Origin of the sequence: Micromonospora lupini (assembly GCF_026342015.1) — a bacterium.
Lineage (GTDB): Bacteria > Actinomycetota > Actinomycetes > Mycobacteriales > Micromonosporaceae > Micromonospora > Micromonospora lupini_B.
The window spans coordinates 554,642-575,831 of the sequence record NZ_JAPENL010000001.1 but is presented as its reverse complement, the minus strand read 5'-3'; the positions used below and the strand labels follow the sequence as shown (position 1 = coordinate 575,831).

Here is a 21,190-nt window from a genome sequence, read left to right as displayed (position 1 = left end):
CCAACCCTGATAGACGATTCTGACAGTCCGGGCCGGGACGTGACACTGGGGACACACACCAACGCACCCGGCGGCGACACTGCGTTGCGCTCGGTTCGCGGTAGGTAGCTACCCGCTGCCGCTACCCGCTGCCGCTACCCGCTGCGCGGCAGATCCGAACACGCACCGCTTGTCGTTCTGCGAGTCCTTACGGAGGGTCCGGCAGAGACGCGAGCGTGGCAGTGTCGGCGTGCCAGCCAGCGGCCCGTGGGCGCCTGGTCAGGCTGGCGGATCATCCCGAAAGAGGTGCCCTTTCACACCTGGCCCCCAGCGGGTTGCAACGAGTTCGGGACGAGGGCGGGTCGGCTTGGGGACCCAGCCGTGTCGTCTGGTGTCGGGCGCAGGGCTGTCCCAGTCCGCGATCATCGAAAAAGGATCCGTGTCGCGCCCAGGCTCATCGTCACGCGGCTCCCGGACAACCGTCGCTGGGTAGAAGCGCGTCTCCTGAGCCACTCCGCAGTCATCCGTTCGGGAGGCGACCAGGGCACCACAGTCTTCGCACGCCACGGACGGGTTCCACCCCACCATCGACCAGCAGCCCGTCTGAACAAGCTCATGCACGAAGCGAGTCCCACGTACGTCGCCGGGCGAGAGGACGAAGGTTGCCACGACCTGATCACGCCCATACGCCGCCCCGTCGATCGCATAGGTGCCCGGGTCCAGGAGCGGCGGGTTCACGTGATGACAATCCAGGAGCGACAAGTGCGGTCCCACCGGCAGCTCCACCAACCGGACCGGGACGCTCAGCGTGTTCCCGCAGCTCGCGCACCGAAAGCCATCCACCACCGCAGTCTGACATTCGGGCCAGGCGAAGGCATCCGAGAATGCTCGCCGGACATCGAGTAACCCTGGTTTCCGTCGGTCAACACATCCATGTCGGCATCGGCCACCCGGTCGCTCCGTCACTGAGCAAGCCGACACCACCTTCCGGGTTTGACGACGGCGACCCGCTCCTCACCGAGACCACACGCACCACAGCCGCGCAGGTGGCCCGGTTCACGGCCCGTGACCGGAACCGACACGTCGCCCGTCGCCTCTCACCGAACCGAGTAGCACCTGTAGGCGCGATCAGCCCGGCCGGTTCGGGCTGGTCGCGGTGGGCGGCGGCGAGGAAGGTGTGGGCGAGGATCGCCAGGGTGGTCCAGCGGTACGTCAGCGGGCGAGTTCGTCCTCGACGAACGCGGGCCGTGCAAGCGTGATCGCCGGGATGGTCGCCACGAGCGCGACGGCGAGCAGGAACAGCAGCGGCAGGGTCCACCCGCCGCTCGCGTCGTGCAGCAGCCCGACGAGCAGCGGACCGAGCGCGCCGAGCGCGTACGCGACCCCCTGGGCGAAGCCGCTCAGCGCGACGGTGCCGCCGTGGGTCCGGGTGCGAACGTTGATGAGCACGAGGCAGACCGGGAACAGGATCGACCCCGAGCCGATGAGCAGCACCCAGAGCAGTGTGAGTGTCGCGGGCGTGAACAGCAGGCCGAGGTAGCCGAACAAGAAGCTCGCGACACCGGCGGCGATCAGCCAGCCGACATTGCGCAGCCGCGCGACGAGTAGGGGCGCGATGAATGCGCCGGGGACGCTGATGATGCCGGTGACGGCGAGCAGCACACCTGCCTCGGTCGGCGTCGAGCCGGCGATGTCGCCGAGGATCTCGGGCAGCCACGCGAAAGCCGCGTAGGTGCAGATCGTGCTGGTCGAGAATACGACGGTGATCGACAGGGCCACCCGTGACCGCCACAGTCGCGTGACGCGGGTGGAGGGCGGGGCCTCGACGGGGACGGCATCCGCGAGTCGTTGGCGGCGCTCCCGCGCGATGATGATGAACCAGGGGACGAGCGCGACTGCCGAGTTCACCGACCAGATGCCGAGCAGGAACCGCCAGCCGATCTGCTCGGCGACCGGTGCGGCGACCGCGGCGGGCACGGCCGTGCCCACGCCCACGATGCAGACGTAGACGGCGGTCAGCAGCGCTACCCGGTCGGGGAAGTAGCGCCGCACGATCGGCGGCAGCAGCACATTGCCGATGCCCGTGCCGGCGAGCGCGACGACACTGCCGACGAGCAGCACCGCGAAGCCCGGGGCAGACGCGCGCACGAGATGGCCGAGGGTCATGAGCAGCAGCGCGAGCACGATGCCGCCGTCGAGGCCGAAGCCACGGGCGACGCGCGGCGCGATGAACCCGGATGCCGCCAACAGGATCGGTGGCAACGTGCCGAGCAGCCCGACGCCGATGTTCGATATCGCGATGTCCGCCCGGATGTCGCCGAGGATCGGCGATATCGTCGCAACCGCCTGACGCAGGGTGAATGCGACGAGCACGATGCCCAGCAGCGCCGCCGTGCGCCCCGCCCACAACGGAAGGGGGCGGTGCTCGAACATTCCCCGAGTCTAGTGCTCCAGCCGGGGATGTTGACCTTGGGGGAGCCGACACGTTGGGTGACGACACCGGAGCGGTGCTGGTCATCGACGAGACCGGCGATCCGAAGGAGGGCCGGCACAACAGCGAGGACCAGGGGCCACCGCAGTCCCAGGTTGTGGTGCTGCACCAGCACCGTCCACGGCCCGTCTTACCGCTGGACGTCACCCGCGATCAGCCACCCGTTCACCGCAGATCGGCCATTTCGCGGTGGTCCGGCGCCGGTCGGTCCTGCCCACGGTTGCGTTGTGGGGCGAGGAGCGCGGCCGCCACGATGATCTGTACCACCAGGACGAGCGCCTGGGCGGCGGGTGCCGTGACGGTGAGCAGCGCGATTGTGGTGTTCACACCGAAGTGGACCGCGACCGATGCCGCGACCCCGGCGAGTTCGTAGGCGTAGCCGGTGAGTAGTGCCATCGGGAAGACGCTGAGCGTGAACAACAGGCCACTCCAGCTGACCAGGCCGAACTCGGACTGAAGTGTCCCGTCGATGAAGAACAGCGGCAGGACCTCTGCATCAGTCCTCGGTGACGGTGAAGGGCGCGTAGCCCTCCCCCACCTCCGTCACCTCAAGCTCGCTGAAGACGAGAGTGATGGCATGGGCGTTCATCTCGAAGCGAACCTCGTGAAAGGGGACGCCGATCTTGTCAGCCCACGACCGCGCACGCTCGGAGTCGGCCACCACCTCCGCTCCTGGGTAGAGCGGCTGCCAGCGCACTGCCCACACGAAGCCGTCCAGGTCCGGACCGATCTCCCGATCCGTCAGCCGCTCGTCGAGCGAACGACGCCAGATGTCGGGACTCACCACCGTCCGCACTTCGGAGAAGACGCAGTACGTGAAGAGGTAGCGGAGGTGGACCGGTGGGATGCCGGTACGCGGGTCTGCGGTGACGTAGACGATGACTTCGTAGTCGCGGATGTAGTCGGTGTACCCGTGATGCACGACAGCACCGTCGAAGATGTCCTCCAACGCCTGGCTGAGCTGCGCGATCTCCACGCTCCCGTTCTACACCCGCCGGAACCCTGCCCGACGGGACGGCCCCGGGTCCCTGTCGACCGTCAAACCCTCACCCCCACGACCTGAGCGAGGATGAGGCCGTGGATGAGCAACCCGTATTCGGCGACAGATGGTGGGACCTACGCCGAGGCGGCGCCGCCGAACGCCAGCTACAGCAGGCCCTGCTCGCCGAACTCCTCACCGAGTTGGCCGCGGGTCATCCTCTGCACGGCCAACCCATCACGGTCATCGCCAAGTCCGAGGTCTCGGACGACATCGTCGTCGGACTGCCAGCGGGACGCTTCGCACTCATCCATCTCACCTGGAAAGGCGCATCCGAGACGCCGCCCTGGCCGAAGACCGAGTTCTACGACCGCAGATGACGGCCCGGACCCGCTGACGGCATGATCATGTCGCGGTGGCCTACGGACGGCCGTCACGGCAGGCCAACGACGCTGCGCCAGTTACTTGGCGTTGAAGTAGCTCGCCTCGGGGTGGTGGACCACGATGGCGTCGGTGGCCTGCTCCGGCATCAACTGGAACTCCTCGGACAGCTCCACACCGATCCGCTCCGACCCCAGCAGGTCCACGATCTTGGCCCGGTCCTCCAGGTCGGGGCACGCCGGGTAGCCGAACGCGTACCGGCAGCCCCGGTAGTCGTTGCGCAGGATGCCGGCCAGGTCCGTCGGGTCGTCGTGGCCCAGCGGACGCCCGTCGGGCAGCGTCAGCTCGGCGCGGATGCGCCGGTGCCAGTACTCGGCGAGGGCCTCGGTGAGCTGCACGGACAGACCGTGCACCTCCAGGTAGTCGCGGTACTCGTTGCGGGCGAACAGCTTCGCCGCGTACTCGCTGACGGGTTGGCCGACGGTGACCAGTTGCAGCGCGACCACATCGAGCTGGTCGCCCTTGGGCCGGAAGAAGTCGGCCAGGCAGAGCCGTCGCTCCTGGCGCTGGCGGGGGAACGAGAACCGGGCGCGCTCCGCGTGCCCGTTCTCGTCGAGCACCACCAGGTCATTGCCTTCGGAGTACGCCGGGAAGTAGCCGTACACCACGGCTGCCTCAAGGACCTGGTCGGCGATCAGCCGGTCCAGCCAGTAGCGCAGGCGCGGCCGACCCTCGGTCTCGACAAGCTCGTCGTAGGACGGGCCGTTGCCGCCCCGGGCGCCGTTCAACCCCCACTGCCCGCGGAAGGTGGCCCGCTCGTCGAGCAGCGCCGCGTAGTCGGCCATCGGCACGCCCTTGACCACGCGGGTGCCGAAGAACGGCGGAGTGGGCACGGCCACGTCGGCGGCCACGTCGGAGCGCACCGACGAGTCGTGCAGCTCCGGCAGCGACTCGGTGACCACCGAACGCTGCCGCTCGCGGCGCGCTCGCCGGGTCGCGAGGGCCGCCTCCCGCTCCGGGTCGATGACCGGGGCGCCACCGCGCTTGGCGGTCATCACCTTGTCCATGAGGGACAGCCCCTCGAACGCGTCCCGCGCGTAGTGCACCTGGCCGGGGAACATCGACCGCAGGTCGTCCTCGACGTACGCCCGGGTCAGCGCCGCCCCACCCAGCAGCACGGGCCAGCGCTCCGCGACGCCGCGCGTGGCCATCTCGGCCAGGTTTTCCTTCATGATGACAGTGCTCTTGACCAGCAGCCCGGACATCCCGATCGCGTCGGCGCGGTGCTGCTCGGCGGCGTCCAGGATGGCGCTGATCGGCTGCTTGATGCCGATGTTGACGACCTCGTAGCCGTTGTTGGAAAGGATGATGTCGACGAGGTTCTTGCCGATATCGTGCACGTCGCCGCGCACGGTGGCCAGCACGATGCGACCCTTGCCACCGTCGTCGGTGGTCTCCATGTGCGGCTCCAGGTAGGCCACCGCGGTCTTCATCACCTCGGCGGACTGGAGCACGAACGGCAACTGCATCTGCCCGGAGCCGAACAGCTCGCCGACGACCTTCATGCCGTCCAGCAGGATGTCGTTGATGATCGACAGCGGGGACCGGCCGCCGGCCATCGCCTCGTCCAGGTCGGCCTCCAGGCCGTTGCGCTCGCCGTCGACGATGCGCCGCTTGAGCCGCTCGTCCAGGGGCAGCGCCGCCAGCTCCTGCGCGCGGGTGGCCCGCGCGCTCGTCACGTCGACGCCCTCGAAGAGCTCCAGGAAGCGCTGCACCGGGTCGTAGCCCTCGCGACGCCTGTCGTAGACCAGATCGAGCGCGACCTCGCGCTGCTCGTCGGGGATCTTCGACATCGGCAGGATCTTGCTGGCGTGCACGATGGCCGAGGTCAGGCCGGCCTGCACGCACTCGTGCAGGAACACCGAGTTGAGCACCTGGCGGGCCGCCGGGTTGAGCCCGAAGGAGATGTTCGAGATGCCCAGGGTGAAGTTGACCCCCGGATAGCGGCGGGAGATCTCACGGATCGCCTCGATCGTCTCGATGCCGTCGCGGCGGGTCTCCTCCTGACCGGTGGCGATGGGGAAGGTCAGCGCGTCGATCAGGATGTCCGCGCGGTCCATCCCCCAGCGGCCGGTCAGGTCGTCGATCAGACGCGCCGCGACCCGCACCTTCCACTCCTGGGTACGCGCCTGCCCCTCCTCGTCGATGAGCAGCGCCACCACGGCGGCACCGTGCTCGCGGACAACGGGCATCACCCGCGCGTACCGGGAGTCGGGGCCGTCGCCGTCCTCGAAGTTCACCGAGTTGACCACGCACCGACCACCGAGCATCTCCAGCCCGGCCTCCACCACGTTCGGCTCGGTGGAGTCCAACATGATCGGCAGCGTCGACGCGGTGGCGAACCGGCCGGCCAGCTCCCGCATGTCGCGCGTGCCGTCCCGGCCGACGTAGTCCACGCAGAGGTCGAGCAGGTGCGAGCCGTCGCGGGCCTGACTGCGGGCGATCTCCACGCAGGCGCGGAAGTCACCGGCGAGCATCGCCTCCCGGAACGCCTTGGAGCCGTTGGCGTTGGTCCGCTCACCCACCATCAGCACCGACGCGTCCTGGGCGAACGGCACCGGGTGGTAGACCGACGAGACACCCGCCTCGTGCCGCGGCTCGCGGGCCGGGGCGGTGCGGCCGTGCAGCCGCTCGGACAGCACCCGGATGTGCTCCGGCGTGGTGCCGCAACAGCCGCCGACGAGCCCCACGCCGTACTCGGTGATAAACCGTTCCAGGGCCTCGGCCAGCTCCACGGGAGTCAGCGGGAAGTACGCCCCGTCGGCGGTCAGCACCGGCAGGCCGGCGTTCGGCATCACCGACAGCGGGATGCGGGAGTGCTGCGACAGGTAGCGCAGGTGCTCGCTCATCTCGGCCGGGCCGGTGGAGCAGTTGAGCCCGATCAGGTCCACCCCGAGCGGCTCGATGGCGGCGAGGGCCGCGCCGATCTCGCTGCCCACCAGCATCGTGCCCGTGGTCTCCACCGCCACGTGACAGATGATCGGCACCGACTGGCCCAGCTCGGTCATCGCCCGCCGCGACCCGACCACCGCCGCCTTGACCTGGAGCAGGTCCTGGGAGGTCTCGATGATCAACGCGTCCGCGCCACCGGCGATCAGACCGGCGGCGTTCTCCTGGTAGGCGTCGCGCAGGGTCGAGTAGGCGGCGTGGCCGAGGGTGGGCAGCTTGGTTCCCGGGCCGATCGAGCCCAGCACGAAGCGGGGCCGCTCCGCCGTGCTGGCCGCGTCGGCCGCCTCCCTGGCGATCCGCGCGCCCGCCTCGGACAACTCCCGGATGCGCTGCGGGATGTCGTACTCGGCGAGGTTGGCCAGGTTGGCGCCGAAGGTGTTGGTCTCCACGCAGTCCGCGCCGGCGGCCAGGTAGGCGTCGTGCACCCCCCGCACCACGTCGGGACGGGTCACGTTGAGGATCTCGTTGCACCCTTCGAGCCCGTCGAAGTCGTCGAGCGTGAGGTCAGCGGCCTGCAACATCGTGCCCATCGCCCCGTCGGCGATGAGGATCCGATCGGCCAGCACATCCAGCAACGAAGTCCGCACCCGTTCAGGTTAGTGCGGTCCTGCGTGAACCCGAGCGCCCTCCGCGCCCGATCCCATATTGTGTCGGGCGGATCACGCTGTCCGGTTCGCTGCCGTATGCCCGGTCGTGGACCGAGCGGACCGGCGCGGCCGACGGGCCGCATCCCTGCCTGGCACGTAGGCTGGCGGACGTGAAGGACAACAGGGACGCCACCGCGCACCACGGCCCGACGACCGGGCGCGGTCCCGGTGTCGGCCGCGACGAGCAGGGTGAGGTGACGGCGTGACCGAGTTCGACGGACTGCCGGTACTGCGGTCCCCCGTGGCCATTGCCGCATTCGAGGGCTGGAACGACGCCGCCGACGCGTCCACAGCGGCAGTCGAGCACCTGGAGCAGGTCTGGAACGCGCGGCAGATCGCCGAGCTGGATCCGGAGGACTTCTACGACTTCCAGGTCAGCCGGCCCACCATCACGATGGCCGACGGGGAGACCCGCCGGGTGGAGTGGCCGACGACCCGGTTCATGGTGGCGAGCCCCGAGGGCACCGAGCGCGACGTGGTGCTGATCCGGGGCATCGAACCGAGCATGCGGTGGCGGACGTTCTGCGAGCAGGTTCTGGAGATCTGCCACAGCCTGGAGGTGGAACGGGTGGTGCTGCTCGGCGCGTTGCTGGCCGACGTGCCGTACACCCGGCCGTTGCCGATCAGCGGCAGCGCCTCCGACGCGCAGGCAGCGGAGCGCTACCAGCTCACCCCGACCCGCTACGACGGGCCGACAGGCATCGTCGGCGTGCTTCACGACGCCTGCGCCCGCGCCGAGGTCGACGCCGTGTCGTTCTGGGTGCACGTGCCGCACTACGCCAACAACCCGCCCTGCCCCAAGGCCACCCTCGCGCTGCTGCACCGGGTCGAGGAGGTCGTCGACCTGCCGGTGCCGATGGCAGACCTGGCCGAGGAGTCCGCCGAGTGGGAGCAGCGGGTGCGCAGCGCCGCCGAGCAGGACGCCGAGCTGGGTGAGTACGTCCGCGAGCTGGAGGAACGAGTCGGCGACGAGGGCATCACCCCGTTGACCGGCGACGAGATCGCCCAGGAGTTCGAGAAGTACCTACGGCGTCGGGGCGGCTCGGCCGGCCCCACCGCCGGCTCCTGGTAACACTGTTCCGCCACGGGCCTCCGGACCTTTTCGGTTGCGGGGGCCCGTTTTCGCGTGTCAGGGGTGGCGCCGTCACACCCTCTGGGGCATCCTAGGAACCTAGATGTGATCAAGGAGGCGGGTGTGCAGATCAACCCCGGCGCGGCCGAGTTCCCTCACCGGCAGATCGCCACGCAGCTCAAGGCCCAGGTCCGCCGCGGCGACTGGGGTCCCGGCGAGCGACTGCCGTCCATCCCGGCCATCGCCGAGATGTTCGGCGTCGCCAAGCAGACCGTGCAGCGCGCCGTCGACCAGCTGCGGGTCGAGGGCATCCTGATCACCAAACCCGGCTCCGGTACGTACGTCCGGGGCACCCGACGCCGACTCAACCGGCTCTCCCGGGGCCGGTACGGCGGCTTCCGCGGTTACCACACCGACCTGGCCGCCCGGTACCGCCAGCAGCTCGTCTCGGTCGGCCGCTCCCCCGCCCCCGCCGAGGTCGCCGACGCGTTCGGTGTCTCCGACGGCACCGACCTGCTCTGCCGCCGCCACCTCGTCCGCACCGACGATTCCCCCGTCGAGGTGGGCGCCTCCTGGTTCCTGCCCGCCGACACCGCCGGCACCTCGCTGGAGCGCGCCGAGGCGTTCGGCCGGCCGCTCTACCAGGAGGCCGAGGAGGCCACCGGCCGGCGGTACGTCTCGGCCACCGACACGATAAGCGCCCGCCAGCCCAGCCGGGAGGAGGCCGAGACCCTCCAGATCCGGCCGGACACCCCCGTGCTGCACCTGCTGCACGTGGCGTACGACGCGAACCGCAAGCCCATCGAGGTGGCCCAGGCAACCTGGCCCGGCCCGATGACCACCCTCACCGAGGAGTACAAGATCCCCGGGCCGACCCCCGACCCGGAACCCGACCCCGGCCTGGTCCTGGGCTGACCCCGCCCCCGCCGATCATGTCCGTCGGGCATGGCGCGTAGCCAGTCCAGCGCCACGACGCGGTGGAGGGCGGCTCGGTCCTGCGTTCGCGGTAGGCGGCACGGTCACAGTTGGCACGGCCCGTGACAGGCGGTCAGAATCTCTTGCGAAGAAAGGTCTGTAATGCAAAGCTAACTTCATGACACACGAGTCCGTTCCCCAGGCAGACGGGCCGCACGAGCTGTTGACGACCGTGCGCGACCTGACACGCCAGGTCCTCGTCGCCCAGCGCGGCACCTGGTTTCCGCTGCTGGTCTTCGCGGTGATCACTGTGGTCGCGATACCCGTCTACCGGTACGCCCCCTACCTCGACCTGTTCGACACCTGCCGATCCCGCCCGCAGCAAACGGTCTGCACGGGGCCCAACCCGACGCAGCTCGGGTACTGGACGGTCGCGCTGGTCCTCGCCTATGTGGCGATCGCAGGCTTCTACGTACGGCAGTCCCGACGGCGTGGCGTGGGCACCCCGATCCGCCCCTACGTCGTCGTCGGCGTCGCATTGGCCGTTCTGATGGCGGCCGTGTCGATCTGGCTGACGTTCCACCCGCTCCTTCCCGTCCCCGCCGACCCCTTCTCCACCGACCCGGTCGAGATCGAGGTCGGGCCGGCGGCGTGGCTCATCAACGGGCTGGCCAGTCCCACAGCGGTCATCGCACTGGCGCTGCTGGTGCTCGCGCGGGTCGAACGCAACTGGGCGCTGCTGGCGTACAGCCTCGTCTACCTGGCGATCGTGATGGTGCAGGGCGGCCAGGTCATCCACTCGACCTCGCCGTGGTTCTTCCTGCCGCACCTGCTCGTCCCGGCGGCGCTGCTGCTGCTCGGCAGTGCCGCCTTCGCCCTGTTCCGGCCGACCACCGAGGTTCCGGGGCGATGACCGACCATCCCACCAACGGCCTCGACGACGTGGTCCACCAGCGCGTCCGACTGGGCATCCTGGCCATCGCTCACCAGGCCCGCCAGGTCGAGTTCGGCTTCCTGCGCACGACCCTGCAGCTGACCGCAGGCAACCTCGGGCAGCACCTGACCGTCCTGGAGAAGGCCGAGCTGATCCAGATCGAGAAGGGCTACGAGGGCAAGCGCCCACGTACCTGGGTGACTCTCACCGCTGCCGGTCAGGCAGCCATGCGCGATGAGATCGCCCACCTCAAGCAACTCATCCAGCAGGTCGAACAAGCGGAGACGGCACCGACCGTCGACCGGTGACCGGTGACCGGTGACCGGTGACCGGTGACCGGTGACCGTCGAGAAACCCAGGGGAGGACGAATGGAAACCGTGCAGCCGGTGGGTGGACGGGTAATAACGCGCCGCGGCCTTGTCGGAGCGGCGCTGGCGACCGGGGTCAGCGTGCCGCTGGGCATCGCCGGCCGGGCCACGGCAGCCACCGCCGACCCGGGTCTGGTCCGGCTCACCCTGCCCGCGCCGACCGGGCCGTACCGCGTGGGCACGGTGCCGCTGCACCTGCTCGACCGGTCGCAGCCGGACCCGCTGGCCGGGCCGGAACGGTACCGGGAACTGATGGTCAGCCTGTGGTACCCCGCCCGGGACGTGCGGCGGCACCCGCTCGCCCCGTGGATGACCCCCGGGTCGATGCGCGTGCTGCTGGACTCCGCCGGATTCGACCCCGACGCCGCGCTGGCGCCCCTGACCGCCGGGCACGAGGGCGCTCCGGTGTTGCGGCACCCGGGCCGGCGACTGCCGGTGATCCTGTACTCGCACGGCGCCGGCAGCCACCGCTCGGACACCACAATCGTGGTGCAGGAACTCGCCAGCCACGGTTACGTGGTCGTCACGGTGGACCACACCTATGACGGGTTCAGCGAATTTCCCGACGGCCGCGTCACCGTCGAGGAGGGAGACTTCCACGCCACCCCGTGGACCTACACGCGGGACGTCCGGTTCGTCCTCGAACAGATCGCCGAACTCGCGGCCGGGGGCAACCCCGACGTCGACCACGCACCGCTGCCGGCCGGGCTGGGCGCCGCCCTCGACCTGAGCCGGATCGGCATGTTCGGCTGGTCGAAGGGCGGCACGGCGACGGCCCTGACCATGGGCACCGACCGGCGGATCCGAGCGGGGCTGAGCCTGGACGGCCCGATGCAGTCGCAGCCGCTGCCCACCACCGACCTGTACCGGCCGTTCATGCTGATGACGGCGGAGTTCACCCGGGCCACGGAGCCCGCCGTCGCCGAGTTCTTCACACACCTACGCGGGTGGCGACTCAACGTCCAAGCCGCCGGGGCGGTCCACTCGTCCTACGGCGACAACCAGTGGCTGATTCCGCAACTGGCACGGGTCATCGGAATGAGCGACGAGGAACTCGTCGGCTGGATCGGCAATCTCGACCCCGCCCGCGCGGTCCGCATCGGGCAGGCGTACCCGCTGGCCTTCTTCGACCTGCACCTGCGGCACCGGGGCGGCCACCTCCTGAGCGGGCCGAGCCGGGCCTTCCCCGAGGTGAGGATCATTCCGTAGCCCGATCGTCGACGCCGCGAGGGCGCGCGCCGCGACCCCCGACCCCGGCCTGGTTCCGGGCTGAGCGATTGGTCAACTCGGCTTCCTGGAAAGCGGTGCGTCGCAGGCGTCCGGACACCGCGACTTCCGGGAAACCGAGTCGATCAACGCGCCCGGGTCAGAGGCGGATGCCCAGGAGGGCGTCCACCGTCCGGGCGAAGAGCGCCGGGGCGTCGGCGTCATCGGCAGCGCCCGACAGCGCCGCGTCGGCCCAACGGTCCGCCACGGCCAGGGCGCCCGGGGTGTCCAGGTCGTCGGCCAGGCGTTCGCGTACCCCGGCCAGCAGCTCGGCTCCGGACGGCCCGGCGGGCGCGGCGGCGGCCCGCCGCCAGCGGTCCAGGCGCTCCTGCGCGGCCGTGAGCAGCTCGTCGGTCCACGTGCGGTCACCGCGGTAGTGCCCGGAGATCAACGCCAGCCGAATCGCCATCGGGTCGACCTTGTCGGCGCGCAGCCGGGACACGAAGACCAGGTTTCCGCGGGACTTGGACATCTTCTCGCCGTCCAGGCCGATCATCCCGGCGTGCACGTAGTGCTCGGCGAACGGCGCCTGCCCGGTCAACCTCTCGGCGTGCGCCGCGGACGCCTCGTGGTGCGGGAACAGCAGGTCGTTGCCGCCGCCCTGCACGTCGATCCGGTCGCCGAGCAGGTTCAGCGCGATGACCGCGCACTCGATGTGCCAACCCGGGCGGCCGGGACCCAGCTCCCCGCCCGGCCAGGACGGCTCGCCCTCGCGGGCGCCGCGCCACAGCAGCGGATCGAGAGGGTCCCGCTTGCCGGCCCGGTCCGGGTCGCCGCCGCGCTCGGGGAAGATCTCCAGCATCTGCTCGCGGGTCAGGTTCGACTCGTAGCCGAACCGGCCGGTGGCGGAGATGTCGAAGTAGACGTCGCCGGTGCCGTCGTCGAGCCGGTACGCGGCACCGTCCTTGAGCAGCACCTCGACCTTGTCGGCGATGTCCGGGATCGACTCGACGGCGCCCACGTAGTGCTCCGGCGGGATGATCCGCAGCGCCTCCATGTCCTCGCGGAACAGCGCCGTCTCCCGCATGGCCAGGACCACCCAGTCCTCGCCGTCGCGGGCGGCCCGCTCCAGCAGCGGGTCGTCGATGTCGGTGACGTTCTGCACATAGCGCACCGGGCGGCCGGCGTCACGCCACATCCGCTGCACCAGGTCGAACGTGATCATGGTGGCGGCGTGGCCGAGGTGGGTCGCGTCGTACGGGGTGATGCCGCAGACGTACATGCTTCCCGCGTCATCCGGCTCGCTCGGGTGGACACTTTGCCGCGCCGAGTCGTACAACGCCAACGGCTCGCCCCTGCCCGGCAGCCGTGGCACCTCGTGTCCCGCCCAAGACTCCATGACCTCAGCCTAACCAGCCCTCAGGCGGCACCGGGCCGCCCCACGGGTGATCAAGATGACAGCGCTCACATGGGCGGCCAGGGCACCGCCGGCCAGTCCTCCGGCGGCTGCGGGAAGCGACAGGTCTGCCGCAGGACGTCGATGCGGGCGGCCAGCTCGGCGACCTCGCTGATCGTCAGGTGATCGGCCAGCTCGTCGCCGAGCGCACCGGAGACCTGCCCGGCGAGCCCGTCGAGCATCTCCACGGCGTCCGGCGGCAACTGCTTGCCAGCCCAACCCCAGAGCACCGTCCGCAGCTTGCCCTCGACGTGGAAGCTCACCCCGTGGTCCACGCCGTAGATCCGGTCGTCCGCGCCGACCAGCACGTGGCCGCCCTTGCGGTCCGCGTTGTTGATCACTGCGTCGAGCACCGCGAGACGGGCCAGCCGGGGGTCATCGGCGTGCGCGAGGGCGTACGCGACGCCGTCGTCGTCCCGCGCGGCGGCGATCGGGAACCAGCGTGGCGGCAGCTCGTCGGCCGGCACGAACCCGACGAGCGGCTCGGCGTCGTCCGGCTCGTCGATCCAGAGCTGGCAGGAGCCGGGACCGAACGGCCCGTCGCGCAGCACGGTAGGTGGCACCAGACCCCAACCGGTGGCAGCGGAGACCAGGAACGCCGACACCTCCCGCCCGGCGAGGGTGCCGTCCGGGAAGTCCCACAGCGGGCGCTCGCCCCGCACCGGCTTGTAGACGCAGCGGGCCGTGACGCCGTCGAGGGTCAGGATGCCCCGCAGGGTGGTGTTCGACGCGTCGACCAGCCGACCCTCCAGGTCGAGCGTGCCGTCGCGCAGCAGCCGCAGCGCGGCGTCACCGTCGCGCAGGGGCTCGATGCCGGGCAAGGTCACCTGTGGTAACCGTTGTGCCGCGGGCACAGGTGCCCGGCGGGATCCAACGGCTGGCCGCACAGGGGGCACGGCGGCCGGCCCGCGTTGACGACGCGCCGGGCCCGCTCGATGAACTGGCGGGTGGCCTGCGGGGTGAGCCGGACCCGCAGCCGGTCCAGGTCCTCGTCCGGCTCCTCGTCCTCGTCCTCGTCGTCTTCGTCGTCCTCGTCGCCCAGCTCGACCTCGGGCTCCACCTCGCCGGCGGCGATCGCCTCGATCACCACGGTCGCGGTGTCCACGTCGAAGGCCAGCCCGAGGGTGCCGACCCGGAACTCCTCGTCGACCGGAGTGTCAAGCGGCTCGTTGTCGCCGACCACCGGCGCCAGCTCGGGCAGGTCCACCCCGAAGCGACGCTGCGCCTCGGTGAGCAGCTCCTCCAGCTTCTCGGCGAGCAGGGACACCTGGACCTTCTCCAGCGCGACGCTGACGAGCCTGCCGCCGCCGCGGGCCTGCAGGAAGAACGTGCGCTCCCCCGGCGCCCCGACAGTCCCGGCGACGAACCGCTCCGGCGGTTCGAAGGCGTGCACCTGGTGGGTCATACCCACGACCCTATCCGGCCCACCATGGCGTCGCGCACCCCACCGACCCGAATCGCCGCAGGGGCGGCGCGCCCGGTGTAGCGGGCGCCACACCCGGGCGTGGCGGCCTTCCGGACGTCCGCCGACGCCGCCGTGACCGGGGACGCTGTCCGCGTGCGTCTCACCGCGACGCACCCGCCCCGCCACCGACGGCGGCGTCCGAGTCGGCCGCCCGGGCCGTCCGCCGCCGCCGCTTTCGCGGCGCCGGAACCAGCGCGGCGAGGTCACCGCCTGTGTCATTGAGCCGGACCAGGAACGGTCGCAGCGGCGTGAACCGGATCGCCGTCACCGACGCCGGGTCGGCCACGATCCGCTGAAAGGCATCCAGGTGTACGCCGAGCGCGTCCGCCACGATGGCCTTGATCACATCACCGTGGCTGCACGCCAACCAGACCGCCTCGGACCCGTGCTCCGCGCTCACCCGGGCGTCCCACGCGCGGACCGCCGCCACCGCACGGGCCGCCATCGCCGCCATCGCCTCCCCCTGCGGGAAGACCGCCGCGCTCGGGTGCTGCTGGACCACCGGCCAGAGGGGCTCCTTGGCGAGCTTCTTCAGCGGCTGCCCCTCCCAGCTGCCGTAGTCGCACTCGATCAGCCCGTCCTCGACCACTGGCGTGGCCTGCGGCAACGCCAGCTCCAGGGTCTGCCGGCAGCGGATCAACGGACTGGTGACGACCGCGGCCAGTGGCACCGCGCGCAGCCGTTCGCCCACCGCGGCGGCCTGGGCGCGCCCGGTGTCGTCCAGCTCGACCGGTTGCCGACCGGCCAGGCCGCCGTCGGCGTTCGCCGTGGTACGGCCGTGTCGCAGAAGCAGAAGGGTCGCCACACCGACCACCCTAGGGCCTGCGCCACGCCCCCGATCGCCACGGGCTCCGCACCACCCTCGGGTCCGATGTCCCGATTGCTGAGGTATCACGGGTCGGAGGGGGGTGATCGACACGATATCGGCGATGTGGGGCTGTCCCGCTAACCGGATGCCGCGATATCGCCGATCCGGAGTCGATCATCCCGGGGTGTTCTGCGGGACCTGCTAGGTTCGGGGCCGGCTGGGTCGGATGTCCGTTTCTGGGGCCGCCAAGGTGTGACCGGCGGCACTCGTGGGCCGGAATCGTGGCGGGCCTGGGGTCGTTACACACCCTGACGATCGCAGGACCACGACCACGGCCACCGCCGCCCGCCCCCGTCGTGAGGGCGGGAATGGCCGGCCGGTTCGGGCCGTTGCCGATCCCCGAACGACCACAGGCCGCCGAGCGCACCGGCCCGATCCGGCACCCCGGCAGCCCGGCAGCCCGGCTCCGGGAATCACCCCGGCCCGACGGTCGTTACACACGGTCCCGGCGCCACGAGCCCCCGCTCGCAGGCCGCCGACCCTGAGACTTTCCCCCCTCTGAATCTGCAGCGCCGGACGAGGTGCTCACACCCCCGCCGTGCCGACCCCCGTCGGTCGCGTGGGTGTTCCTACCCCCGAAGGAGCTACCCCTGATGAACACGATCTTCCGTAAGAGCATGCTGTCGGTTGCTGGTCTCGCGTTCGCCGGTGGTGTCTTCGCCGGCCCGATCGCCGCCCACGCCAACCCCGTCGACGGCAAGCCGGTCGCGGTCGCCGTGCACACCGCGGCGCCGAAGCCGCAGGGCGACCAGTCGCACATCGACCTCAACGGTGAGCAGACGGCCAACGCCAAGGCGATCATCGCCGCCACGAAGAAGGCCGGCCTGCCCGAACGCGCCGCGGTCATCTCCATCGCGACGAGCCTGCAGGAGTCGAAGCTCGACAACCTGGGTCACCTCGGCGACGCCAACGACCACGACTCGCTGGGCCTGTTCCAGCAGCGCCCGTCCAGTGGTTGGGGCACCCCCGAGCAGATCACCAACCCGGAGTACTCCACCACAGCGTTCCTCAAGGGCCTGCGTCAGGTCGACGGCTGGCAGGACATGCCCCTGACCGACGCCGCGCAGACCGTCCAGGTCTCCGCCTACCCCGACGCCTACGCCCAGTGGGAGCAGCAGGCCACCGACCTCGTCACCCAGCACTGGAACAGCTGACCCGCACAGCACGGATGGCCGGCACCCGAACCCGGGTGCCGGCCATCGGCGTGTTCCGGGTGGTCAGGTGGCGGTGATCGTGCCGGTCAGCAGGAGGGCCAGGACCAGGGTGCCAAGCGCGACCCGGTACAGCACGAAGACGTACAGGGTGTGGTGGGCGACGTAGCGCAGCAGCCAGGCGATTGCCGCGTACCCGATGCCGAAGGCGATGGCGGTGGCCACGATCGTCTGGGCCACGGTGGGCACGGACGTGCCCGGGGCGGACGGTTCGAAGACGTCGCCGAGGCTGAAGACCCCGGACATCACCACCGCCGGGATGGCCAGCAGGAACGAGTAGCGCGCCGCCGCCTCCCGGGTCAGGTTGAGCAGCAGGCCGGCGGTGAGCGTGCCGCCGGAGCGGGACACTCCGGGGACCAGCGCCATGGCCTGGGCGAAGCCCATGACCACGCCGTCTTTCATGCGGAAGTTCTCAAGCGTGCGCGTCTGCCGGCCCCAGTACTCGGCGAACGCCAGCACGAACGCGAACACGATCAGGGTCGTCGCCACCACCCACAGGTTGCGCCCGGCGGTCTTGATCTGGTCCTTGAAGAGGAACCCGAACAGCCCGATCGGGATCGAGCCGACGATCACGTACCAGCCCATCCGGTAGTCGAGGCTGGAGCGCACCGAACGGTCGCGCAGACCCACCAGCCAGGTACGGGTGATCCGCCAGATGTCCTTCGCGAAGTAGATCAGCACGGCCGCCTCGGTGCCGAGCTGGGTGACGGCGGTGAACGACGCGCCGGCGTCGCGCTCGAAAAAGATCGCCGAGGTGATCCGCAGATGCCCCGACGAGCTGACCGGCAGGAACTCGGTAAGCCCCTGGACGATGCCCAGGACGATGGCCTCGATCCAGGTCACTCGCCGACTCCGGAGAGGTCGAGCGCCTCGGCGACGGTACGCAGGGTCTGCACGCCGCTGTCCCGGTCGGCCACGAACAGGGTCACCGACAGCGTGGTGACGCCGGAGGCGGCGTACTCCCGCATCCGTTCGGCGATGCGCTCCTTCGGGCCGAGCAGTGAGGTGCGGTCGATGAACTCCATCGGCACCGCGGCGGCCGCGTCGCGCTGCCGCTTGGCCAGGTACAGGTCCTGGACCTCGCGGGCGGCATCGCCGTAACCCATCCGGGTGGCGAGCTGGTTGTAGAAGTTCTGCGTCCGGCTGCCCATCCCGCCGACGTAGAGCGCGGCGTACCAGCGCACCAGCTCGGCGCAGGAGGCCACGTCGTCGCCGATGACGACAGGCACGGAGGGCACCACGTCGAAGCCGGCCAGCTCCTTGCCGGCCGTGGCCCGCCCGGCGGCCACGGCGGCGAGGTGCTCGTCGGCGAACTCCGGGGCGTAGAACACGGCCAGCCAGCCGTCGGCGATCTCGCCCGCCAGCTCCAGGTTCTTCGGACCGACCGCGGCCAGGTAGATCGGGATGTGCTCGCGGGGTGGGTGGAAGCTCAACCGGAGCGCCTTGCCGGGGCCGTCGGGCAGCGGCAGTGTGTAGTGCTCGCCGTCGTACGCCACCTCCTTACGGGCGACGGCCAGCTTGACGATGTCGACGAACTCGCGCGTCCGGCCGAGGGGCTTGGCGAACCGCACACCGTGCCACCCCTCGGAGACCTGCGGGCCGGAGACGCCGAGGCCCAGCCGGAACCGGCCGCCGGAGAGCGCGTCGATGGTGGCGGCGGTCATCGCGGTGGCCGCCGGCGTACGGGCGGGGATCTGCATCACCGCGGCACCCACGTCGATCCGTTGCGTCTGGCCGGCCATCCAGGCGAGCATGCTGGGCGAGTCGGAGCCGTAGGCTTCCGCCGCCCACACCACCGAGTAGCCGAGGCGATCCGCCTCCTGGGCCAGCGCCAGGTGGTCGGCCGGTGTGCTCCACGCCGTCTGGTATCCAAGGTTGAGCCCGAGTCGCACTGGTCCTCCCCCATCCGTGGCACAGGTCGCACCAGGTTACGCAATGCCGAAAACGGACTCGATCACCGGCTCACCGCCAATGATCCCCCGTCCGTCGCGGTGTCCGGCGGAGGCGGAACCGGCAGAACCGGCAGAGATGACGGGAGCGAGGATATCGGTGGCGGCGGGTTCGAAATAAGGTTCACCCATGCAACAGCGACCGCTCGGCCGAAGCGGGCTGGCGGTTTCGCGGCTCGCGCTCGGCACCATGACCTGGGGCCGGGACACCGACGCCGACGATGCGGCCGCCCAGCTGAAGAGTTACCTGGACGCGGGCGGCAACCTGATCGACACCGCCGACGTGTACGGCGACGGCGACGCCGAGTCGGTGATCGGGTCGCTGCTGGGCGGCCTCGTACCGCGCGACGAGCTGTTGATCGCCACGAAGGCGGGATTGCGCCCGGGCAGCGGCAGGCGTCGCGACGGCTCCCGGGGCCACCTGCTGCGCACCCTGGAGGCGTCGCTGCGCCGGCTCGGCACGGACCACGTCGACCTGTTCCAGGTGCACGGGTACGACCCGGACACCCCCCTCGAAGAGACCCTCGCGGCGCTTGACCACGCGGTGGCCAGCGGGAAGGTCCGCTACGTGGGGGTGTCGAACTTCTCCGGCTGGCAGACCGCGCGTGCCGCCGCGTGGCAGACGGCCTGGCCGGGCCGGGCGCCTGTGGTCGCCGCCCAGGTGGAGTACTCGCTGCTGGAGCGGGGCGTGGAGCGGGAGGTGCTGCCGGCGTGCGACGCGCTGGGCCTCGGCGTGCTGCCCTGGTCGCCGCTGGGTCGGGGCGTGCTCACCGGCAAGTACCGGCACGGCCGGCCGGCGGACTCGCGGGCCGCCTCGCCGCACTTCGAGCGGTTCGTCTCCACGTACCTGGAGCCGCGCTGCTCCAGCATCGTGGAGGCGGTGGCGACCGCGGCCGGCGGCCTGGGGGTGTCGCCGCTGGAGGTGGCGCTGGCGTGGATCCGGGACCGGCCGGGGGTGACAGCGCCGATCCTCGGCGCCCGGACCGTCGGGCAGCTGCTCGGCGCGCTGCAGGTGGAGCGGATCACACTGCCCGAGGAGATCACCACCGCGCTTGACGACGTCTCGTCGGTGCCGATCGGCTACCCCGAGCGCGACGGCTGACCCCGGGCCCTGTCCGGGGCGGCGCTGACCGGGGCGCTCATCGGATCGCGCTGACCGGGGCGTCTTCCGAATCGTGGGCGGCCTCCGCGCGGCGAAGACCACCCGCGGGCGCCCGGGACGGCAGGAACCACGCACGGCAGCGGCGTTGGTCACCCCGGAGGGGGTGGCGAACGGCCGCTGGGCTGGGCAGCATGGAGGGCATGGACTACGAGTACGCGCCGCTACGGCTGCCGCCGAACGTCGACCGGTTGACCGCCGCGGCGCAGTTGGCGATCCAGGCGGAGTTCTCCGGATGGGAGTTGGCCCGGGTGCGGCTGTTCCGCGACGGAACGCGGCAGGTCATGCTGCGCCGTCGGCGGGTCAACCAGCCGCAGCCGGGCCTGTCGTACTGACGCCGGGCCGGACGGGCGGTGACACGCCCGGGGCCCGAACCGCGAACGGTTCGGGCCCCGGCCTCGCGTGGCGTGGTGCCGGGGACGCCGGCTCTAGTGCTGGTGTCCGGCGTGGTCGTGGTCGTCGTCGAGCTCCAGGAACGGATGCTCGTCGAGTCGACCGACGAGCCTGTCGTCGCTCGCCGGCTGGAACGGGCCGACCGCGTCGTCGTCGTCGAACGACTCCAGATCCACTGGTGTGCCCACCTCGCTGACCATGACAACCCCGTCGAGGGGCTCCAGCTCGGGCACGTCAAGCGCGCCGAGCGAGCCGTCGCCGCTCTGCAGCAGCTCCAGCACCGCCTCGCCGACACCCTCCACCGGCGCCGGCTCGTCGTCCTCCGGGGTGCCCTCGCGCCGAGCGGCCTCGGCCGCCCGCAGCAGCGCGGAGATGCTCGGCACCCGGTAGTCGCGGCGTTGACGCACCGAGATCACTCGCGGATGGGGGTCGCTGGCCTCGGCGCCCTCGCCGCCGAAGCGCTCGTCGGCCTCGTCCGGGTCGATCGAGTCGACGTCCCACGGGGTCACCTCGCCGAAGGCGTCGAGCAGTTGCTCGTCGTAGGCGAAGGACGCGTTGTTCAACGCCACGTACGCCTGCCAGACGTCGTCGTCGTCGACGCGGCCCTGGGCGGCGCGAACGGCGGCCAGGTGGTGGCGGGCCGCTTCGATCACCCGCTCGAGAGCGGCGTCCAGCTCACCGTGCTGGTCGGTCATGTGGGGCAGTCC

General features: G+C 70.9%; 20 protein-coding genes. 9 read left to right on the top strand and 11 right to left on the bottom strand.

From position 1 onward, the window contains the following. Positions 1-1,191 precede the first annotated feature (1,191 nt). The 3 genes from OOJ91_RS02635 to OOJ91_RS02625 all read right to left on the bottom strand — a co-directional run bounded on the left by OOJ91_RS02635 (position 1,192) and on the right by OOJ91_RS02625 (position 3,446). Positions 1,192-2,412 (bottom strand): MFS transporter, encoded by a 1,221-nt coding sequence (locus OOJ91_RS02635; RefSeq protein WP_266241974.1) that lies wholly within the window; start codon positions 2,410-2,412, stop codon positions 1,192-1,194. A 223-nt stretch (positions 2,413-2,635) separates the two neighbouring features. Then, positions 2,636-2,866 carry a hypothetical protein gene (locus tag OOJ91_RS02630; protein ID WP_266241973.1) on the bottom strand — a complete coding sequence of 77 codons (231 nt, stop codon included), beginning with the start codon at positions 2,864-2,866 and terminating at the stop codon, positions 2,636-2,638. A 100-nt stretch (positions 2,867-2,966) separates the two neighbouring features. Then, positions 2,967-3,446: a YxiG-like protein gene (locus OOJ91_RS02625; protein WP_266241972.1), complete on the bottom strand. Its 480-nt coding sequence runs from the start codon at positions 3,444-3,446 to the stop codon at positions 2,967-2,969. Positions 3,447-3,547: 101 nt separating this feature from the next. Here OOJ91_RS02625 and OOJ91_RS02620 point away from each other — a divergent pair, with 101 nt between their 5' ends. After that, complete coding sequence (locus tag OOJ91_RS02620; protein ID WP_266241970.1) at positions 3,548-3,829, top strand: hypothetical protein; 282 nt, start codon at positions 3,548-3,550, stop codon at positions 3,827-3,829. 81 nt (positions 3,830-3,910) lie between these two features. Here OOJ91_RS02620 and metH read toward each other — a convergent pair whose 3' ends face one another. Then, positions 3,911-7,426: a methionine synthase gene (gene metH, locus OOJ91_RS02615; protein ID WP_266241968.1), complete on the bottom strand. Its 3,516-nt coding sequence runs from the start codon at positions 7,424-7,426 to the stop codon at positions 3,911-3,913. A gap of 262 nt (positions 7,427-7,688) precedes the next feature. Between metH and OOJ91_RS02610 the strand changes: the two genes are divergently transcribed. The 5 genes from OOJ91_RS02610 to OOJ91_RS02590 all read left to right on the top strand — a co-directional run bounded on the left by OOJ91_RS02610 (position 7,689) and on the right by OOJ91_RS02590 (position 11,985). Next, positions 7,689-8,558 (top strand): PAC2 family protein, encoded by an 870-nt coding sequence (locus OOJ91_RS02610; protein ID WP_007459801.1) that lies wholly within the window; start codon positions 7,689-7,691, stop codon positions 8,556-8,558. A 123-nt stretch (positions 8,559-8,681) separates the two neighbouring features. Then, positions 8,682-9,473 (top strand): GntR family transcriptional regulator, encoded by a 792-nt coding sequence (locus OOJ91_RS02605; protein ID WP_039908197.1) that lies wholly within the window; start codon positions 8,682-8,684, stop codon positions 9,471-9,473. Between the two features lie 178 nt (positions 9,474-9,651). Then, positions 9,652-10,386, top strand: a complete 735-nt coding sequence (locus tag OOJ91_RS02600; RefSeq protein ID WP_266241959.1) for a hypothetical protein — start codon at positions 9,652-9,654, stop codon at positions 10,384-10,386. Next, positions 10,383-10,715, top strand: a complete 333-nt coding sequence (locus tag OOJ91_RS02595; RefSeq protein WP_266241957.1) for a winged helix-turn-helix domain-containing protein — start codon at positions 10,383-10,385, stop codon at positions 10,713-10,715. Before OOJ91_RS02600 ends, OOJ91_RS02595 begins: the two co-directional genes overlap by 4 nt. 61 nt (positions 10,716-10,776) lie before the next feature. Continuing rightward, positions 10,777-11,985 carry an alpha/beta hydrolase family protein gene (locus tag OOJ91_RS02590; protein ID WP_266241954.1) on the top strand — a complete coding sequence of 403 codons (1,209 nt, stop codon included), beginning with the start codon at positions 10,777-10,779 and terminating at the stop codon, positions 11,983-11,985. A 157-nt stretch (positions 11,986-12,142) separates the two neighbouring features. Here OOJ91_RS02590 and mshC read toward each other — a convergent pair whose 3' ends face one another. From mshC to OOJ91_RS02570, 4 genes are all read right to left on the bottom strand, one after another. After that, entirely contained in the window at positions 12,143-13,381 is a 1,239-nt protein-coding gene (gene mshC / locus OOJ91_RS02585; protein WP_266241952.1) for a cysteine--1-D-myo-inosityl 2-amino-2-deoxy-alpha-D-glucopyranoside ligase, read from the bottom strand. Positions 13,382-13,446: 65 nt separating this feature from the next. After that, positions 13,447-14,265 (bottom strand): SCO1664 family protein, encoded by an 819-nt coding sequence (locus tag OOJ91_RS02580; RefSeq protein WP_266241950.1) that lies wholly within the window; start codon positions 14,263-14,265, stop codon positions 13,447-13,449. Continuing rightward, positions 14,262-14,843, bottom strand: coding sequence for a DUF3090 domain-containing protein (locus tag OOJ91_RS02575; protein ID WP_266241948.1), 582 nt, complete (start codon positions 14,841-14,843; stop codon positions 14,262-14,264). The genes OOJ91_RS02580 and OOJ91_RS02575 overlap by 4 nt, the downstream gene beginning before the upstream one ends. Positions 14,844-15,003: 160 nt before the next feature. Continuing rightward, positions 15,004-15,717, bottom strand: a complete 714-nt coding sequence (locus tag OOJ91_RS02570) for an MSMEG_4193 family putative phosphomutase (protein ID WP_266241946.1) — start codon at positions 15,715-15,717, stop codon at positions 15,004-15,006. Positions 15,718-16,364: 647 nt separating this feature from the next. On the opposite strand from OOJ91_RS02570, the gene OOJ91_RS02565 reads away from it, so the two are divergent. After that, positions 16,365-16,925 (top strand): hypothetical protein, encoded by a 561-nt coding sequence (locus OOJ91_RS02565; protein WP_266241944.1) that lies wholly within the window; start codon positions 16,365-16,367, stop codon positions 16,923-16,925. Between the two features lie 63 nt (positions 16,926-16,988). On the opposite strand, the gene OOJ91_RS02560 is transcribed toward OOJ91_RS02565, so the two are convergent. Both OOJ91_RS02560 and OOJ91_RS02555 read right to left on the bottom strand, forming a co-directional pair. Beyond that, entirely contained in the window at positions 16,989-17,825 is an 837-nt protein-coding gene (locus tag OOJ91_RS02560) for an undecaprenyl-diphosphate phosphatase (protein ID WP_266241942.1), read from the bottom strand. Then, complete coding sequence (locus OOJ91_RS02555; RefSeq protein WP_266241940.1) at positions 17,822-18,874, bottom strand: LLM class F420-dependent oxidoreductase; 1,053 nt, start codon at positions 18,872-18,874, stop codon at positions 17,822-17,824. The genes OOJ91_RS02560 and OOJ91_RS02555 overlap by 4 nt, the downstream gene beginning before the upstream one ends. 187 nt (positions 18,875-19,061) lie before the next feature. On the opposite strand from OOJ91_RS02555, the gene OOJ91_RS02550 reads away from it, so the two are divergent. Then, the gene (locus tag OOJ91_RS02550) at positions 19,062-20,033 is read left to right on the top strand and encodes an aldo/keto reductase (RefSeq protein WP_266241939.1); all 972 of its coding nucleotides are present in this window, start codon (positions 19,062-19,064) and stop codon (positions 20,031-20,033) included. 200 nt (positions 20,034-20,233) lie between these two features. After that, positions 20,234-20,425 (top strand): DUF5703 family protein, encoded by a 192-nt coding sequence (locus OOJ91_RS02545; protein WP_039906151.1) that lies wholly within the window; start codon positions 20,234-20,236, stop codon positions 20,423-20,425. Positions 20,426-20,518: 93 nt separating this feature from the next. On the opposite strand, the gene OOJ91_RS02540 is transcribed toward OOJ91_RS02545, so the two are convergent. Then, the gene (locus OOJ91_RS02540) at positions 20,519-21,178 is read right to left on the bottom strand and encodes a hypothetical protein (protein ID WP_266241932.1); all 660 of its coding nucleotides are present in this window, start codon (positions 21,176-21,178) and stop codon (positions 20,519-20,521) included. Positions 21,179-21,190 lie beyond the last annotated feature (12 nt).

Coding starts and splice junctions, on each gene's coding strand:
- OOJ91_RS02635 (WP_266241974.1), bottom strand. CDS start 2,412: ATGTTCGAGCACCGCCCCCTTCCGTTGTGGGCGGGGCGCACGGCGGCG.
- OOJ91_RS02630 (WP_266241973.1), bottom strand. CDS start 2,866: ATGGCACTACTCACCGGCTACGCCTACGAACTCGCCGGGGTCGCGGCA.
- OOJ91_RS02600 (WP_266241959.1), top strand. CDS start 9,652: ATGACACACGAGTCCGTTCCCCAGGCAGACGGGCCGCACGAGCTGTTG.
- OOJ91_RS02595 (WP_266241957.1), top strand. CDS start 10,383: ATGACCGACCATCCCACCAACGGCCTCGACGACGTGGTCCACCAGCGC.
- OOJ91_RS02590 (WP_266241954.1), top strand. CDS start 10,777: ATGGAAACCGTGCAGCCGGTGGGTGGACGGGTAATAACGCGCCGCGGC.
- mshC (WP_266241952.1), bottom strand. CDS start 13,381: ATGGAGTCTTGGGCGGGACACGAGGTGCCACGGCTGCCGGGCAGGGGC.
- OOJ91_RS02575 (WP_266241948.1), bottom strand. CDS start 14,843: ATGACCCACCAGGTGCACGCCTTCGAACCGCCGGAGCGGTTCGTCGCC.
- OOJ91_RS02565 (WP_266241944.1), top strand. CDS start 16,365: ATGAACACGATCTTCCGTAAGAGCATGCTGTCGGTTGCTGGTCTCGCG.
- OOJ91_RS02550 (WP_266241939.1), top strand. CDS start 19,062: ATGCAACAGCGACCGCTCGGCCGAAGCGGGCTGGCGGTTTCGCGGCTC.
- OOJ91_RS02545 (WP_039906151.1), top strand. CDS start 20,234: ATGGACTACGAGTACGCGCCGCTACGGCTGCCGCCGAACGTCGACCGG.
- OOJ91_RS02540 (WP_266241932.1), bottom strand. CDS start 21,178: ATGACCGACCAGCACGGTGAGCTGGACGCCGCTCTCGAGCGGGTGATC.